At 63.2% G+C, this 16,677-nt stretch carries 14 protein-coding genes; 7 read left to right on the plus strand and 7 right to left on the minus strand.

The window, feature by feature from the left end; translation table 11 throughout:
• Positions 1-3 precede the first annotated feature (3 nt).
• Genes dnaQ through I3J27_RS00985 form a run of 4 tightly spaced genes read right to left on the minus strand, consistent with a single transcriptional unit; the run spans position 4 to position 2,829 of the window.
• Positions 4-720: a DNA polymerase III subunit epsilon gene (dnaQ, locus tag I3J27_RS00970; RefSeq protein WP_270164291.1), complete on the minus strand. Its 717-nt coding sequence runs from the start codon at positions 718-720 to the stop codon at positions 4-6.
• 29 nt (positions 721-749) lie between these two features.
• A complete protein-coding gene (coaE, locus tag I3J27_RS00975; RefSeq protein ID WP_270164292.1) occupies positions 750-1,349 on the minus strand; it encodes a dephospho-CoA kinase in 600 nt (199 codons plus the stop codon).
• A gap of 23 nt (positions 1,350-1,372) precedes the next feature.
• Positions 1,373-1,981: a Maf family nucleotide pyrophosphatase gene (locus I3J27_RS00980; protein ID WP_270164293.1), complete on the minus strand. Its 609-nt coding sequence runs from the start codon at positions 1,979-1,981 to the stop codon at positions 1,373-1,375.
• A gap of 8 nt (positions 1,982-1,989) precedes the next feature.
• The gene (locus I3J27_RS00985; RefSeq protein ID WP_270164294.1) at positions 1,990-2,829 is read right to left on the minus strand and encodes a pyruvate, water dikinase regulatory protein; all 840 of its coding nucleotides are present in this window, start codon (positions 2,827-2,829) and stop codon (positions 1,990-1,992) included.
• Positions 2,830-3,288: 459 nt separating this feature from the next.
• On the opposite strand from I3J27_RS00985, the gene hemJ reads away from it, so the two are divergent.
• From hemJ to I3J27_RS01020, 7 genes are all read left to right on the plus strand, one after another.
• Complete coding sequence (gene hemJ / locus I3J27_RS00990; RefSeq protein WP_270164295.1) at positions 3,289-3,723, plus strand: protoporphyrinogen oxidase HemJ; 435 nt, start codon at positions 3,289-3,291, stop codon at positions 3,721-3,723.
• A 248-nt stretch (positions 3,724-3,971) separates the two neighbouring features.
• On the plus strand, positions 3,972-5,237 hold the full coding sequence (gene rho / locus I3J27_RS00995) for a transcription termination factor Rho (protein WP_008133567.1): 1,266 nt from the start codon (positions 3,972-3,974) through the stop codon (positions 5,235-5,237).
• Between the two features lie 315 nt (positions 5,238-5,552).
• Positions 5,553-6,908, plus strand: a complete 1,356-nt coding sequence (mnmE, locus tag I3J27_RS01000; protein WP_270164296.1) for a tRNA uridine-5-carboxymethylaminomethyl(34) synthesis GTPase MnmE — start codon at positions 5,553-5,555, stop codon at positions 6,906-6,908.
• 488 nt (positions 6,909-7,396) lie between these two features.
• The gene (gene mnmG, locus I3J27_RS01005; protein ID WP_270164297.1) at positions 7,397-9,277 is read left to right on the plus strand and encodes a tRNA uridine-5-carboxymethylaminomethyl(34) synthesis enzyme MnmG; all 1,881 of its coding nucleotides are present in this window, start codon (positions 7,397-7,399) and stop codon (positions 9,275-9,277) included.
• Positions 9,278-9,427: 150 nt separating this feature from the next.
• Positions 9,428-10,060: a 16S rRNA (guanine(527)-N(7))-methyltransferase RsmG gene (gene rsmG / locus I3J27_RS01010; protein WP_270173004.1), complete on the plus strand. Its 633-nt coding sequence runs from the start codon at positions 9,428-9,430 to the stop codon at positions 10,058-10,060.
• A gap of 28 nt (positions 10,061-10,088) precedes the next feature.
• The gene (locus I3J27_RS01015) at positions 10,089-10,955 is read left to right on the plus strand and encodes a ParA family protein (RefSeq protein WP_270164298.1); all 867 of its coding nucleotides are present in this window, start codon (positions 10,089-10,091) and stop codon (positions 10,953-10,955) included.
• Positions 10,956-11,095: 140 nt separating this feature from the next.
• Complete coding sequence (locus I3J27_RS01020) at positions 11,096-11,983, plus strand: ParB/RepB/Spo0J family partition protein (protein WP_270164299.1); 888 nt, start codon at positions 11,096-11,098, stop codon at positions 11,981-11,983.
• 197 nt (positions 11,984-12,180) lie between these two features.
• Here I3J27_RS01020 and holA read toward each other — a convergent pair whose 3' ends face one another.
• Genes holA through leuS form a run of 3 tightly spaced genes read right to left on the minus strand, consistent with a single transcriptional unit; the run spans position 12,181 to position 16,418 of the window.
• Entirely contained in the window at positions 12,181-13,209 is a 1,029-nt protein-coding gene (holA, locus tag I3J27_RS01025) for a DNA polymerase III subunit delta (RefSeq protein WP_270173005.1), read from the minus strand.
• 46 nt (positions 13,210-13,255) lie between these two features.
• Positions 13,256-13,807 (minus strand): LPS assembly lipoprotein LptE, encoded by a 552-nt coding sequence (gene lptE / locus I3J27_RS01030; RefSeq protein ID WP_270164300.1) that lies wholly within the window; start codon positions 13,805-13,807, stop codon positions 13,256-13,258.
• Positions 13,794-16,418, minus strand: coding sequence for a leucine--tRNA ligase (gene leuS / locus I3J27_RS01035; RefSeq protein ID WP_270164301.1), 2,625 nt, complete (start codon positions 16,416-16,418; stop codon positions 13,794-13,796). Before leuS ends, lptE begins: the two co-directional genes overlap by 14 nt.
• Positions 16,419-16,677 lie beyond the last annotated feature (259 nt).

Below are 16,677 nucleotides of genomic sequence, written 5' to 3' on the forward strand. Positions count from 1 at the left end.
GGTTTAACCAGCCGGAGGCGCGGCTGGAGCGGGCAGGAACTCGTTCCAGATCGCCTTGTCGCCGAGCGTTGCGATGAAGGCCCGATGGGCGTCGCGCTCGGCATCGGAAATCCGCGGCGCAAGCGGCACCAGCCGCTGCCGCCGCGGCGCATCCCCAATCGCATTGACGCGAATCTCTTCGCTCTCCGAAGCCAGAAGCAGCTGCGACTGCCGCGCCCCGACCAGGTCGACATAGACTTCAGCGAGCAACTCGGCGTCGAGCAGCGCGCCGTGCTTGGTGCGGCGTGAATTGTCGATCGAATAGCGCGAGCAGAGATCGTCGAGCCGGTTCGACACGCCGGGATGCTTGCGCCGCGCCAGCAGCAACGTATCGACCAGCCGGTCGCGCGGAATCGCCGCGCGCTTGATGCGGTCCAACTCGGCATTGATGAAGCTAATGTCGAACGAAGCGTTGTGGATCACCAGCGGCGCATCGCCGATGAACTCCAGAAACGCGTCGACGACCTCGTGGAACAGCGGCTTGGTCGACAGGAATTCGGCCGACAGCCCGTGCACCGCAAAGGCTTCCGCCGGCATGTCCCTCTCAGGGTTGATATAGACGTGATACGTCTGTCCCGTCGGCATGCGGTTCAGCATCTCGACGCAGCCGATTTCGACCAGCCGATCCCCGCGGAGCGGATCGAGGCCAGTGGTTTCGGTGTCGAGAACGATTTCACGCATGATTTGAAACGCCGTGTGAGGGCGGCGAATCAGGCGCGCCGCTGCGGCATCTTAACGACCTCAGCCAGGATGTGCGTGATTTGGGCGCGCACCGGTTCAAGTCCGTGTGACGTATCCACTACGAAATCGGCCCGCTTGCGCTTCTCGGCATCCGGCGTCTGCTTGGCAATGATGGCATCGAGCTTGGCTTCGTCCATCGTGCCCCGCGCCAGAACCCGCTCGCGCTGGAGTTCCGGTGAGGTCGAGACCACGACCACGGCGTCAACCCGCTTCTCGCCGCCGGTTTCGAACAGCAGCGGGATGTCGAGCACCACGACCGGCGCCTTGGCCGCTTCCGCATCGGCGAAGAATTTTTGCCGGGAGGCGCCGAGCATGGGGTGAACGATCAGCTCGAGCTGCTTGATCGCGGCGGGATCGTGCACGACGCGGGCCGACAATTTGGAACGATCGACCTTGCCGTTTACGGTGGTGCCGGGGAAGGCGGCTTCGATCGCCGGCGCGGCTTCACCCTCATAGAGCTGATGCACGGCGGCATCAGCGTCGTAGACGGGCACGCCGGCCTCCGCGAACAGTTTTGCGGTGGTGGATTTGCCCATCCCGATCGAGCCGGTCAGTCCCACGATCCGCATCAGTGCCCAGCCTCGTCTAGCATCTACACCGCAACTAGCCGTTCGCGCCGCAGGAACGCAAGCAACGGCAGCAGCGGCAGGCCGAGAATGGTGAAATGGTCGCCCTCGATACGCTCGAATAAATGGATGCCGAGACCTTCGAGCTGATAGGCGCCGACACTTGTGGTCACGGCATCGCCGGCGGCATCGAGATAGGCCGAAAGCTCGGCGTCGGTCATAGCTCGCATGGTCATACGGGCGACCGAGACGTCCTCGAAAGCAATTTTGCCATCTCGCGCCACGGCCACGGCGGAATTCAGCTCGTGGCAGTTGCCGGCGAGATCACGCAATTGCGCCAACGCCTGTGCGCGGCCGGCGGGCTTGTTGAAAAGACGATCGCCGAGAGCCAGCGTCTGGTCGGCGCCAATCACGTAGCTTCCCGGACGATGGACCGATACCGCCTTCGCCTTCTCGCGCGCCAGCAGCAGGCCGATCTCGCGTGGGTTCGAGAGTCTGGAGGCAGTCTGAATGGCGCGCTCGTCGATGTCAGCGGTAATCGCCTCGAATTCGAGCCCGGCATTGGCGAGCAGCGTTTTGCGCGCGCTGCTTTGGGAAGCCAGAATCAACGGAGACCTGCCGAGCCACAGACTCATCGCCGAAACTATTCCGTTGGCCGATGACGCTGGCGGTCACTGTAGAGCTTCATGATCGCCGCCGCGGTTTCCTCGATCGAGCGCCGCGTGACGTCGAGCAGCGGCCAATCGTGCTTGGCGCTCAGCTTGCGGGCGAACGCGACCTCCTCAGTGACCGACTGTTTGTCGGTGTAGGTGTCGCTGCCGGAATCGGCCCCCATCGAGAGCAGGCGATTCTGACGGATCTGGATCAGGCGTTCCGGCGTCGCGTGCAGGCTCACCACCAACGGCCGTGTCAGCTTCTCCAATTGCTCGGGCACCGGGATGCCCGGCACCAGCGGCACGTTGGCGGTGCGGATGCCGCGATTGGCCAGATAAATCGACGTCGGCGTCTTCGAGGTACGGGACACGCCGACCAGCACCACGTCAGCATCGTCGAGGCCTTCGACATGCTGACCATCGTCATGGATCATCGTGTAGTTCAGCGCATCGATGCGCTTGAAATATTCGGCATTGAGGACGTGCTGGGCACCGACGCGGCCCGTGGTCGCTGCTCCAAGATAGGCTTCGAACAATTGCATCACCGGCCCGATGATCGAGAGGCTCGGAACGTTGATCCCCTTGCACTTGTCCTCGAGCCTGGAGACCAGATCTTTTTCCAGCAGCGTGAACAGCACGATGCCCGGCGCCTCCTCAATCTCATCGAGCACACGATCGAGCTGCTTCTGGCTGCGCACCAGCGGATAGACATGCTCGACCGGGGTCACGTTGGCGTACTGCGCGGCAACGGCGCGCGCGACCGTGATCAGCGTCTCACCGGTGGAGTCGGAGACGAGGTGCAGATGGAAATAATTGTTCGAGGTCGGCACAAAATCCCTTTGTATGGAGTCGGTGTGGTTTGTGGATTTCTGTGGACCTTAACCTCTCGGAAAGGGTTGTGCGACACCAGGGGCGGGACAAGTGCCAATTTTCTTCACACCACTGCCCGTCTGAACAAGTCCGGCTGCCTCCTGAGAGGGAAACGGGATTGCGCGGACAACCCCCTTGATAAGCTGCCGACAGAAACGCGCAAGCCCTTGAAGCTGGCTGACTTATGGGAAGCGGGGCAGAGCTGTCGGGATATGTTGATGGATGTGAACAAGCGCGCGTGAACGTGCGGACGGAATTGTGTGAGTCCAATCCACGGTCACATAGACTCAAACCTTAAGAATCTAAGATTCTAGATTTGAGGAAGGCGCTACGGACGGATATGTGTGCAGGGTAAGACCTTAACGAGTTCTTACTATCCCCAGCGGTCCCTGCACGGGGCAGAAATCCGGGCCCGAAAAATGTTCGAAGACGTCTATCTCTGGATCAAGGCGCTGCATGTGATCGCGGTCATCTCCTGGATGGCCGGCATGCTCTATCTGCCGCGGCTGTTCGTTTATCACTCCGAGGCCGAGATCGGCTCAAAACAGTCGGAAACGTTCAAGGTGATGGAACGCCGGCTACTCAAGACGATCATCAACCCCGCCATGATCGTCACCTGGCTCGCCGGACTTTATCTGGCTTGGTCCGGCCACTGGTTCTCGTTCGGCTGGCTGCACGTAAAACTGGCACTGGTCCTGGCGATGTCCGCGGTCCACGGCTTTTTTTCCCGCTGGCTGAAGGATTTCGCCGCCGACCGGCGCCCGCGGAGCCAGAAATTCTATCGGATTATCAACGAGGTGCCGACTGTCCTGATGATTTTCATCGTCATCATGGTGATCGTGAAGCCGTTCTAGGCAGCAATCGTGAACGATCGCTCAGCGCTTCGGCTTGCGGAGTGGGAAGCGATTTTCTATATTAGCGCTATCCCACCCAACGCAGGCGGATGTGGTTGTGTCTGAGCTTTCCAGAGGCCGGACACCGCATCAGGTTTGAAGCCTCATCGGCACTTAACCTTGCCAGACCTGCGGACCTTATCTTCTCACGTCCGCATTTCAGAGCCTCCTCGCACCCCCTCCCAAGGTTACCCCACAGGACCACCCCAATGCGGGAAATTAAACTCGAAGACCTCAAGTCCAAAACGCCGGCCGAGCTTGTCTCGTTTGCGGAGGAGAACGGGGTCGAGAACGCCAGCACCATGCGCAAGCAGGAGCTGCTGTTTGCCATCCTCAAGCAGCTCGCACTCGCCGAGACCGACATTGTCGGCCAGGGCGTCGTCGAGGTGCTCTCCGACGGTTTTGGCTTCCTCCGCTCGCCCGATGCGAATTACCTGCCGGGCCCGGATGACATCTACGTTTCGCCCTCGCAGATCCGGCGTTTCGGCCTGCGCACCGGCGACACCATCGAAGGCCACATTCGCAGCCCGAAGGAAGGCGAGCGCTACTTCGCGCTGCTGAAGGTCAACACGCTCAATTTCGAGGACCCGGAAAAGGCCAAGCACAAGGTCAATTTCGACAACCTCACGCCGCTGTTTCCGAATCAGCGTTTCCGCATGGAAATCGACGATCCGACGCGAAAAGACCTGTCTGCACGGGTGATCGACATCGTCGCGCCGATCGGCAAGGGCCAGCGCGCGCTGATCGTCGCGCCGCCGCGCACCGGCAAAACCGTGCTGATGCAGAACATCGCGCATTCGATCACGCACAACCATCCCGAATGCTATCTGATCGTGCTGTTGATCGACGAGCGTCCGGAAGAAGTCACGGACATGCAGCGCTCGGTGAAGGGCGAGGTCGTGTCCTCGACCTTCGACGAGCCGGCGGTGCGCCACGTCCAGGTCGCCGAGATGGTGATCGAGAAGGCCAAGCGCCTGGTCGAGCATGGCCGCGACGTCGTGATCCTGCTCGATTCGATCACGCGCCTCGGCCGCGCCTACAACACCGTGGTGCCGTCATCCGGCAAGGTGCTGACCGGCGGTGTCGACGCCAACGCGCTCCAGCGCCCGAAGCGCTTTTTCGGTGCCGCCCGCAATATCGAGGAGGGCGGCTCGCTGACCATCATCGCGACCGCGCTGGTCGACACCGGCAGCCGCATGGACGAAGTCATCTTCGAAGAGTTCAAGGGCACCGGCAACTCGGAGCTGATCCTGGACCGCAAGGTCTCGGACAAGCGTACCTTCCCGGCGATCGACATCTCGCGCTCCGGCACCCGCAAGGAGGAGCTCATCACCGATCCGCAGGTGCTCAAGAAGATGTACGTGCTCCGCCGCATCCTCAACCCGATGGGCACGATGGACGCGATCGACTTCCTGCTCGACAAGCTGCGCTCGACCAAGAGCAATTCGGAGTTCTTCGACTCGATGAACACCTGAGTGCGGTGCAACAAGGCATCAGAGGGCGCCTCCGGGCGCCCTCTTTCTTTTGTGCACCTTTGCTGCGGAGACAAAGCAGCATGGCAGCCGGGCCGAGTACAAATCCGGTTTTTCATGAAGGTGTTGATATATTTCGATAATTCTTGACTTAAGCTCGTCGGTCTATTCCGGGCGCATAGTCTTCTGCAGCAAAATGCTGCACTATATGCTGCATCGCAATATGGCTATTGCTGCGAGTCAGAGCGCAACAAAACGAAGTCGGCAAGGTCTCGAATGGGACGTTTGCGTTTTCTTCGCCAGCCGGACAAATAGGCCATGCATCCGCGAGACCAGACCATCTTTGCGCTGTCGTCCGGCCGTGCGCCGAGTGCGATTGCCGTGGTGCGTGTCTCGGGCCCGCAGGCCGGTCTGGTGTTGACGACGCTCGCGGGCAAATTGCCGGCGCCGCGGCAGGCCAGCCGTCGGCTGCTCCACGATGGCGGCGGCCAGCCGATTGACGACGCAGTCGTGCTCTGGTTTCCGGGGCCGGGAAGTGCGACCGGCGAGGACATCGCCGAATTCCACGTTCATGGCGGCCGCGCCGTGCTGTCGGCGCTCCTCGCCGCGATTTCTTTAATTCCGAATACACGTGCAGCCGAGCCGGGCGAGTTCACGCGGCGCGCCTTCGAGAACGGCAAGCTCGACCTCACCGAAGCCGAGGGCCTCGACGATCTCATCCACGCCGACACTGACCGCCAGCGTCGCCAGGCGCTGCGGCAGTTGCAAGGCCTGCTCGGTGATCGCGCGCGTGATTGGCGCGAGCGGATTATCGCGGCGTCGGCCTTGATCGAAGCCGGCATCGATTTTTCCGATGAGGGCGATGTGCCGGCCGAATTGAGAGCGCCGGCGGTCAAGGCGATCAGAGCGTTGCATGATGAAATTATAAAAGTCCTTGCGGCACAGGGACATTCCGAACGTTTGCGTGACGGCCTGGTGGTTGCGATCGCCGGCGAACCGAACGTCGGCAAGTCGACGTTGATCAATCAGCTCGCCCGCCGCGATGTCGCAATCGTCTCGCCGTACGCCGGCACCACGCGCGACGTGATCGAGGTGCAGCTCGATCTCGACGGCTATCCGGTCACGGTGATCGACACGGCCGGCATTCGCGAGACCGACGACCCCGTCGAGCAAGAGGGCGTGCGGCGGGCGAAAGCGCGCGCCGAAGATGCGGATCTCGTGCTGTGGTTGGTCGAGGGAGAGCAGGCCGTCACTCCGGACGCGCTGCCGTCACTTCGGAGTTCCGGGGAGGATGATGGGTCCTTCGGTCAGGTCTGGATCGTGCGCAACAAGATTGATCTGAGCCAAGCCAGGGTCGCCGGGTCGCGGGGCGAGTTCGGAATCTCGGCGAGCCGGGGCGACGGCATCCCCGAGCTGGTCGAGGGGCTCGTGAAATTTGCGGCCGAGTTTTTCGGAGCCAGTGAGGGCGCCGTGGTGACCCGAGCCCGCCAGCGAGATCTGTTGAGCCGGGCATCAGAGAGCTTGCGCCGGAGTCTGGAGCTTGTAGAAGACGGCGAAGAGCTTGCCGCCGAGGAGCTGCGCGCCGCCGCTTATGCCCTAGGCCGGCTGCTTGGCCGGGTGGACGTCGAGGACGTCCTGGGGGCCATTTTCCAGAAATTCTGTATTGGGAAGTAGCGCTAGTACTACATTGTAGAACTAGGCCTTGTTCCATTTCTTGTGTTTCACGTGAAACGTGGATGGGACCGTTGTTTCACGTGAAACGACGCCTCGGCCCTTTGGTGCCATCTGCCGATCCGGGAGCAGTGACAGTCGAGGATGATAGGTTTCGCTCCCAATCCCCGTCGTTGCGAGGGGTCTAAGCGACGAAGCTATCCGGACTGCCCGAAGCAGAGGGATTCTGGATTGCCTTCACTACGCTCGCAATAACGAGGCGGCAGCGGTGTTTTCGCGGAACAGCACCCGCGGAGCGGTAGAACCCCATACCACGCTGCCAGCGATTTCGTTTCACGTGAAACAGCAATCCGTTCAATAACCTTTCTACTGTGCATGGGGTTGTTTTCGCGAAAATGTATTCCGGGGCTTCGCTTGCCCCGTTTCACGTGAAACATGCGCCTCACAGTTTCCACTTCCGGCTTTCCCGGCTCTGGGATAGAAGTCCGCCCATGCGCACAGAGCGAGAGAGTTTCGACGTCATCGTCATCGGCGGCGGCCATGCCGGCTGTGAGGCTGCGTCTGCGGCTGCCCGGATGGGCGCGACGACTGCTCTGGTGACGCATCGGTTCTCCACAGTCGGCGCAATGTCCTGCAACCCCGCCATTGGCGGTCTCGGCAAGGGTCATCTGGTCCGCGAAATCGATGCGCTCGATGGTCTGATGGGCCGGGTCGGCGATGCCGGCGGCATCCAGTTTCGCGTGCTCAATCGGCGCAAAGGTCCCGCTGTACGTGGTCCTCGTGCCCAGGCCGATCGGAAGCTCTATGCCGCCGCGATGCAGACGGCGATCCAGGAGACCGGGGGTCTGTTCGTCATCGAAGGCGAAGCCGACGAGCTGACCGTGGTTGACGGACGGGTGACCGGACTCCGCCTGGCGGACGGTCGTGAGCTGCGGGCAGGGGCCGTCGTCGTCACCACCGGGACCTTTCTCCGCGGACTGATCCATCTCGGTGAGAAGAACTGGCCCGCCGGCCGGGTTGGCGAGGCGCCTGCGATGGGTCTTTCCAGCTCCTTCGAGCGTGCCGGCTTCACCCTGGGACGGCTCAAGACCGGCACACCGCCGCGTCTGGACGGCACCACGATCGACTGGTCCGCAGTCGAGATGCAGCCCGGAGACGAGCCGCCGGAGCCGTTCTCGGTCATGACGGAGCGGATCACGACCCCGCAGATCCAGTGCGGCATCACCCGGACCACCGCCGCGACCCATGAGGTGATCCGGGCCAATGTCCATCGCTCGCCGATGTACTCGGGCCAGATCAAGAGCAGCGGTCCCCGCTATTGCCCCTCGATCGAGGACAAGATCGTCCGCTTCGGCGATCGCGACGGGCACCAGATCTTCCTTGAGCCAGAGGGGCTCGACGACAGCACGGTCTATCCCAACGGCATCTCGACCTCGCTGCCGGAGGAGGTTCAGCTCGCGATCCTCGCCACCATCCCGGGTCTGGAGGGGGTGAAGATGGTCCGTCCGGGCTATGCCATCGAATACGACCATATCGATCCTCGGGAGCTCGATCCGACCCTGCAGACCAAGCGTCTGCGCGGTCTGTTCCTGGCCGGACAGATCAACGGGACCACCGGATACGAAGAAGCTGCTGGGCAGGGCATTGTGGCGGGCCTCAATGCGGCACTCTCCGCTAGCGGCGGCCTGCTGACGGTATTCGACCGGGCCGACGGCTATCTCGGCGTGATGATCGACGATCTCGTCACCCGCGGCATCAGCGAGCCCTATCGGATGTTCACCTCGCGGGCCGAGTACCGGCTGACGCTGCGGGCCGACAATGCCGACCAGCGCCTGACCGAGAAGGGCATTGCCCTCGGATGTGTCGGCAATGCCCGGACCCAGCATCACCGCGCCAAGATGGGCGCCCTGAACGCGGCTCGGATGTTGTCGAAGTCGCTCACGATCACCCCGAACGAGGCGATCAAGCACGGGCTGTCCCTGAACCGGGATGGCCAGCGCCGCTCGGCCTTCGAGCTGTTGGCCTATCCCGATATCGGCTGGAGCCAGGTCCGTGCCATTTGGCCGGAGCTATCCGCCATCGATCCCGTCATCGCCACCCACCTCGAGATCGACGCGAAGTACGATGTCTATCTGGAGCGCCAGAGCGCCGACGTCGAAGCCTTCCGACGCGACGAAGGGATGGTGCTGTCGGAGGTCGATTACCAGCAGGTCCCCGGTCTCTCCAATGAAGTGCGGGCCAAGCTGGAGAAGGCACGACCGTTTACGGTCGGCCAGGCTGGCCGGATCGACGGCATGACGCCGGCGGCGCTCGGCATCCTCGCGGCCTATCTCCGCCGTGAGGCGCGGAAGATCTCCAAGGCAATCGCATAGGCGTTTCACGTGAAACAGCGCGGACCGGGCGGGGACAGACCGCTATTGCGACGACCCAGAGCGGGTGAGGGCGCCGCTCGTCAATCCGAGCCCGCGCCGGCCAGACCGAAGATCGACAAGGCCAGCGCCAACGATCAGGCGCTCGATTCCATCATCGCCGCCGACAAGATCGCAGCGTTGAAGCTCGCCCCCGTTTCACATGAAACGGGGGAGCGGCTCGATCGCTACATCGCATTGCTGCGGGAGTGGCAGGCCAAGACTAATCTGGTCGCGCCCTCGACCCTCCCGCACCTGTGGACCCGGCACATCGCCGACTCACTTCAGCTCGTCGATCTCGCGCCATCGGCAAAACGCTGGGCCGACCTCGGCAGCGGCGGCGGCTTTCCCGGTGTCGTCTTGGCCTGCGCCATGGCCGGAGCGCCCAATGCCAGCGTCCATCTCGTCGAGCGAATCGCCAAGAAGGCGGCCTTCCTGCGCGAAGCCATCCGCGTCACCGCATCACCGGGGGTCGTACATCTTGCTGAGATCGGGGATAATGTGGATAGAATCACTGGCCCCGTCGATTGCGTCACCGCGCGTGCGCTGGCTCCGCTACATCAACTCATCGGCTTTGCGGAGCCGCTGATGCGCCAGGGCGCAAAGGCGCTATTTCCTAAGGGTCAAGATGTAGAGGCTGAATTGACCGAAGCCGCTAAATATTGGAATATTCAGCCGCAACTCCACCGAAGCCGGACAGGCGACGGTTGGATCGTCGAGCTGACGTCCGTCGAACGGCGCGGGTGAGGCATTCAGGGGTGAGTGGGGAATTTCGATGACCGTGATTGACGAGCCGAAGCAAGAACAGGCCCCAGAACCGACCAGCGACGTTCCGCATGGCCACCCGCGCATCCTGGCGTTGGCGAACCAAAAGGGCGGGGTGGGTAAAACAACCACAGCGATCAATCTCGGCACAGCGCTCGCCGCGATTGGCGAGCGCGTCCTGATCGTCGATCTCGATCCGCAGGGCAACGCCTCGACCGGCCTCGGCATCGACCGCCGCAACCGCTCCTGCTCGACCTACGACGTGCTGATCGGCGAATCGAGCTTGCGCGAAGCGGTGGTGTCGACCGCGGTGCCGCGGCTGCACATCGCGCCCTCGACCATGGATCTCTCAGGTCTCGAACTCGAGCTCGGCACCACGCCCGGCCGCGCTTTCAAGCTGCGCGATGCGATCGGCGCGCTCAACAACAATGTCTCGCCCGACGCCGACTACACCTATGTGCTGATCGACTGCCCGCCCTCGCTCAATTTGCTCACCGTGAACGCGATGGCTGCCTCCGATGCGATCCTGGTGCCGCTGCAATGCGAGTTCTTCGCGCTCGAAGGTCTGTCGCAACTGCTGCAGACGGTGGAGCAGGTGCGCTCGACGCTCAATCCGAACCTGTCGATCCACGGCATCGTGCTGACCATGTTCGACTCGCGCAACAATCTCTCGAACCAGGTCGTCGCCGACGTCAGGCAGTTCATGGGCGAGAAGGTCTACAAGACCATGATCCCGCGCAACGTGCGCATCTCGGAGGCGCCGTCCTACGGCAAGCCGGTGCTGGTCTACGATCTCAAATGCGTCGGCAGCGAAGCCTATTTGCGGCTCGCCACCGAAGTGATCCAGCGCGAGCGCGAGTTGCGCGTCACGCATTGAAGAGGCCGTGGGTGGGCAAAGGCGTCTTCGCCGTGCCCACCATCTTCCGCACATAACCAACTGGTGGGCACGCTTCGTTTTGCCCACCCTACGACAATTCAGTTCTGGAGTGCGCTCAAGTGAATCCAAGGGAGCTGGCGATGGCCGACGAAGCGCGTTCGCGACTGGGCCGGGGTCTTGCAAGTCTGATCGGTGACGTCGGCGGCGAGGCTCAGCATGTCGATCGTCCGCGCGCGCAGCGCAAGGTGCCGATCGAATTCATCAAGCCCAATCCGCGCAACCCGCGCCGCACCTTTTCGGACGCGGAGCTGAAGGAGCTCAGCGATTCGATCCGGCAGCATGGCGTGATCCAGCCGATCGTGGTGCGTCCGGTGAAGGGCGCCCAGGATCGCTTCGAGATCATCGCCGGCGAACGGCGCTGGCGTGCCTCGCAAATGGCCGGCCTGCACGAAGTGCCAATCGTCCCGGTCGACATCAGCGACAGCGATGCGCTGGAGTTCGCGATCGTCGAGAACGTGCAGCGCGAAGACCTCAACCCGATGGAAGAGGCGCTGGGCTATCACGCGCTCGCCAACGAGTTCAAACGCAGCCAGGACGACATCGCAAAAGTCGTCGGCAAGAGCCGCAGCCACATCGCCAACATGATGCGGCTGACGAAACTGCCGACGGAGGTGCAGGCCCTGATCACGAGCGGCGAGCTGACGGCCGGCCACGCCCGCGCGCTGATCGGCGTGCCCGATCCGCTCGCATCCGCGAGGCGCATCGTCGAGGAAGGTCTCAACGTCCGCCAGGCCGAGGCGCTCGCGCATGAAGAAGGCGTGCCCGAGCGCAAGCCGCAGAAGGCGCGCGCGACCGGCGGCAAGGAAAAGGACCCCGACACGATCGATCTCGAGAAGCGCGTCAGCGATGCGCTTGGTCTCAAGGTCACCGTCAATCACCGCGATCCCGGCGGCTCGGTCCAGATCAACTACCGTAACCTCGATCAGCTCGACGAGGTGATGAAGCGGCTCGCGAAGGGCGCGCTGTAGGCCAAGCCCTCGAGTCTTCGCCAAACCGCTCCCTGTGGTTACGGATCCCCGCGTTCGCGGGCATGACAGTGAGTGTGTGGTGCGCATCTGCTTCCACGTCGTCATTACAAGCGTCGCGAAGCAATCCAGAATCTTTCCGCGGTGGGACTCTGGATTGCCTCGCTGCGCTTTGCAATGACGGTGGAGAGAGTAGCGGTTCAGCCCCGCCGCTTCGCATTCGCGGCGATGGCCATCAGTGTGCGCTGGGCGATCGCGGCGGCTAGCGTCGATTGCTTGCGGGTATCGAGCGCGGCAGTCGCGAGCTGCTCGATGATGGCGGCAAGCCGCGCCACGTTGAAATTGCGCAGCGCCGTTTCGACCGCCGGCTTTCGCGAAAAATGCAGGCGCGGATAGCCGCCTTCGAGCACGGCGGAGGCCGGCGTGCCGTCGGCGATCGCGAGCGCGGATTTATGCAGCCACGCCGCCTGGCGCTGCGCGGCGGAGATGATCACGCCGGGATAGGTGCCGGCAATCATGGCCTTGGCGAACTCGGTCTCGACGATATCGGGCCGGCCGGCGAAGGCGCCGTCGACGATCGGATCGAGCTTCAGCTCAGACGCGTCGGCGACCACGGACATGACGTCATCAAGCGTGATCTCGCCCTTGCCATGCGCATAGAGCGTCAGCTTGCGCAGCTCGTTGCGCGAGGCCTGGCGGTCGCCGCCGAGGAACGACATCAGCGCCGCGCGGGCGTCCTGCGCGATGCGCAAATTGGCGATGCGGAGCTCGTCTTCCATCAGCTTGGCGAGGTCGCGCTCGGTGTCCGGATAGCAGCCGATCGCAACGGCCGTCTTGGCCTTCTCGCAGGCCTTGCGCAGCGGCGATTCCGGCCGCAGCTCGCCGGCCTCGATCACGATGCGGCAATCCCTCACGCTCATCTCCGCCAGCGTGTCGACACCGCTGGCAAAGCTGCGCGAGCCGGCGCGGATGCGGATGGCGCGGCGGCCGCCGAACAGCGGCACCGTCATGGCTTCGTCGACGAGACGCGACGGTTCGGCGGAGAGCTCGTCGCCATCGAGCTTCACGAGCGAGAAGGGATCGTTGGGATCGTCCACGGCCGAAGCAATCAGTGCATCGGCGCGCTCGCGCACGAGGCCGGCGTCGGGACCGTAGAGCAGGATGATCGGACGGCCCGCATCGGGACGGGCAAGAAAGGCGTCGATCTCTTTTCCGCGCAGCGCGACCATGTTGCCTGGGTTCGTCACTCCGGGCGCCCCGGAATGACAGGATGAATTACGTGCCTGCAGTGAAGAACGAGGCGAGCCGGGTCGTGATGTTCTCGGCGATCTCGTTGGCAGCACGATCCTCCGCATCACGTATCGCGCGGTTGCGGCCGAAACGCTGATAGGAGCCGGGCATGTCGTACGACACGCGCGAGAACGTCGTACCGGTCATCACCGACTTGCCGCTGACGACCTCGATCAGATTGTACTGGGCGTCGATGCCGTAGTTCTCACTGCTCGGCAGGCCGGTGTTGGGATCGACGATCAGCGATGACTTGCTGCTTGCAAAGCGGATCTCGAGGCGATGGGTCGGCGGCATGCCGGTGGCCGTGCCGTAGAGCTTGAAGGCGAGGGCGTTGCGGACCTCGACGCCGACGCGAGCCTCGCGGGAGGCGTTCGCCTTGGTGATCGGCGGCAGGTCGACCCCCATCAGCTTCTCGCGCAGGCCGGGGGTGCCGTCGGTACGCTCGGCGTACATCGGCTGGAAGCAGCCAGCCGTCAGCGCCGCCAGTGCGGCCACCGCGAGCAAGCGGGCTGCGATACGGATCCTAGCCGACAACATTCACGATCCTCTTGGGGACGATAATCACCTTGCGGACGGGTTTGCCGTCCAGGGCCAGTTTTACCGCATCGAGGGCCAAAACGGCAGTCTCGATTTCCGGATTCTGGGCCGCTGTTGCAACTGTGACCTCACCCCGCTTCTTGCCGTTGACCTGAACCACCAGGGTCACGCTGTCTTCCACCAGCAAATCGCGTTCGATTTGGGGCCAATCGGCCTCCGAAACCAGCCCGCTGTGACCCAGAACCTGCCAGCACTCCTCGGCCAGGTGCGGCATCATCGGGGAGAACAGCTGGACTAGGATCTGGCTGGCCTCCCGGATCGCCCAGGCGAGATCGGGCGCCGGCTGGCCGGGCCGCTGGAGCACCTCCGAAAACGCATTGGTGAATTCGCGGATATGGGCGAGGCAGACGTTGAAGTGCAGCCGCTCGACGCCGGTGGTGACCTTGTCGAGCGCGCCATGGGCGGCCTTGCGCAGGGCGATCGCATCCCCGCCGAACGAGGCCGGTCGGGCCGCGGGGGCACCCTTGCCGAGTTCCATGGCATCGTTCACCAGCCGCCACAGCCGCTGCACGAAACGCGAAGCGCCCTGGACGCGTTCGTCGCTCCAGATCACGTCGCGGTCGGGCGGGGAGTCCGACAGCATGAACCAGCGGGCGACGTCGGCGCCGTAGGTCGCGATGATGTCGTCGGGGTCGACCGTGTTCTTCTTCGACTTCGACATCTTCTCGATCGGACCGATCGTGACGTCTTCGCCTGTGCTCAGCAGCGTCGCGCGGCGTCCGTTGCCGCCGACCTCGATCTTCACCTCGGCCGGCTGCACCCAGCTGCCGTCGGTCTTCTGGTAGGTCTCGTGCACCACCATGCCCTGCGTGAACATGCCCGCGAACGGCTCGTCCAGTGCGATGTGCCCGGTCGCCTTCATCGCACGGGTGAAGAAGCGGCTGTAGAGCAGATGCAGGATCGCGTGCTCGACGCCGCCGATATACTGGTCGACCGGCAGCATCCGGTTGGCGACTGAAGGCGTCGTCGGTGCGTTCTCGTTCCAGGGATCGGTGAAGCGCGCAAAATACCAGGACGAATCCACGAAGGTGTCCATGGTGTCGGTTTCGCGCTGGGCCTTGCCGCCGCATTTGGGACAGGTGACGTGCTTCCAGGTCGGATGATGATCGAGCGCGTTGCCCGGCTTGTCGAAGCTCACATCCTCCGGCAGCACCACCGGCAGGTCGGCATCCGGCACCGGCACCACGTCGCACTTCGGGCAATGGATGACCGGAATCGGACAGCCCCAATAGCGCTGGCGCGAAATGCCCCAGTCGCGCAGGCGGAAATTGACCTGACGCTCGCCGACCGGCGCGTTGCCGCGCAGCTCGTTTTCAAGGCGTTTTGCGACCTCGTCCTTGGCCTGATCGATGGTCATGCCGTCGAGGAAGCGCGAATTGATCATGCGGCCGTCACCGTCATAGGCGGTGTCGGTGATGACGAACGATTTCGGATCCTGGCCCTCGGGACAGACGACCGGCGTATTGCCGAGGCTGTACTTGTTGACGAAGTCGAGGTCGCGCTGGTCGTGCGCCGGGCAGCCGAAGATCGCGCCGGTGCCGTATTCCATCAGCACGAAGTTGGCGACATAGACCGGCAGCTTCCAGGAGGGATCGAACGGGTGCACCGCGCGGATGCCAGTGTCGAAACCCTGCTTCTCCGCGGTGTCGATGATTGACTGCGCGGTGCCGATCTTCTTGATGTCGGCGATGAACTCCGCAAGCTTCGGGTTCTTCGCGGCGGCCGCCTGCGCCAGCGGATGATCCGCCGAGATCGCCATGAATTTCGCGCCGAACAGCGTGTCGGGGCGCGTCGTGAAAATCTTCAGCTCGCTCTCGCCGGCGGGCGTGGTCGCCTGATCCAGCGCGAAGCGGACCAGCAACCCTTCCGAGCGACCGATCCAGTTGCGCTGCATCAGCCGCACCTTGTCGGGCCAGCGGTCGAGCCCATCCAGCGCGGACAGCAGCTCTTGCGAGTACTTCGTGATCTTGAAGACCCACTGGCTCATTTCCCGCTGTTCGACAACGGCACCCGAGCGCCAGCCGCGGCCGTCGATCACCTGCTCGTTGGCGAGCACGGTCATGTCGACCGGATCCCAGTTGAGCTTGCGCTTCTCACGCTCGGCGAGGCCCGCGGCGAGCATGTCCAGAAACATCTTCTGCTGATGCTTGTAATAGCTGGGATCGCAGGTCGCGAATTCGCGTGACCAGTCCAGCGACAGCCCGATTGAGCGGAGCTGCTTCTTCATCGCGGCGATGTTGTCGTAGGTCCAGGCCTTCGGCGCGACCTTGCGCTCGATCGCGGCGTTCTCGGCCGGCAGGCCGAACGCGTCCCAGCCCATCGGGTGCAGCACGTTGAATCCCTTGGCGCGCATGAAGCGGGCCAGCACGTCGCCGAGGGTGTAGTTGCGGACATGGCCGATATGGATGCGCCCGGACGGGTAGGGGAACATCTCGAGCACATAGTATTTCGGCCGCGAATCGTCGTTTCGGGAGACGAAGATCGCCTGCTGGTCCCAGGTAGCCTGCCAGCGCGGTTCGGCGTCGCGGGCGTTGTAGCGTTCGGAGGTCATGGAATCGTTGGGTTTTTCGTGGATTCGGCCGTCTAAAGACGGCGGACTAGGCCATAAAAGTCCTCGGGGGGTCAATGGGTTGCCGCAGCCGAGGACCCTTCCCCTGCGGCTCCCCATAACTACCGAGGCCGCCGTTGGGCCGGGATTAAGGGCTCGATGCAAGTTCGCGGCTGACCAGAACCCCGAATATCCCGATGGACGCCAGCTTCGACGATCCCGATGACGACCACGCCGTGTCCATTGCCGGACAGGCGATGCG

Source organism: Bradyrhizobium xenonodulans (genome assembly GCF_027594865.1).
Taxonomy (GTDB): Bacteria; Pseudomonadota; Alphaproteobacteria; order Rhizobiales; family Xanthobacteraceae; genus Bradyrhizobium; species Bradyrhizobium xenonodulans.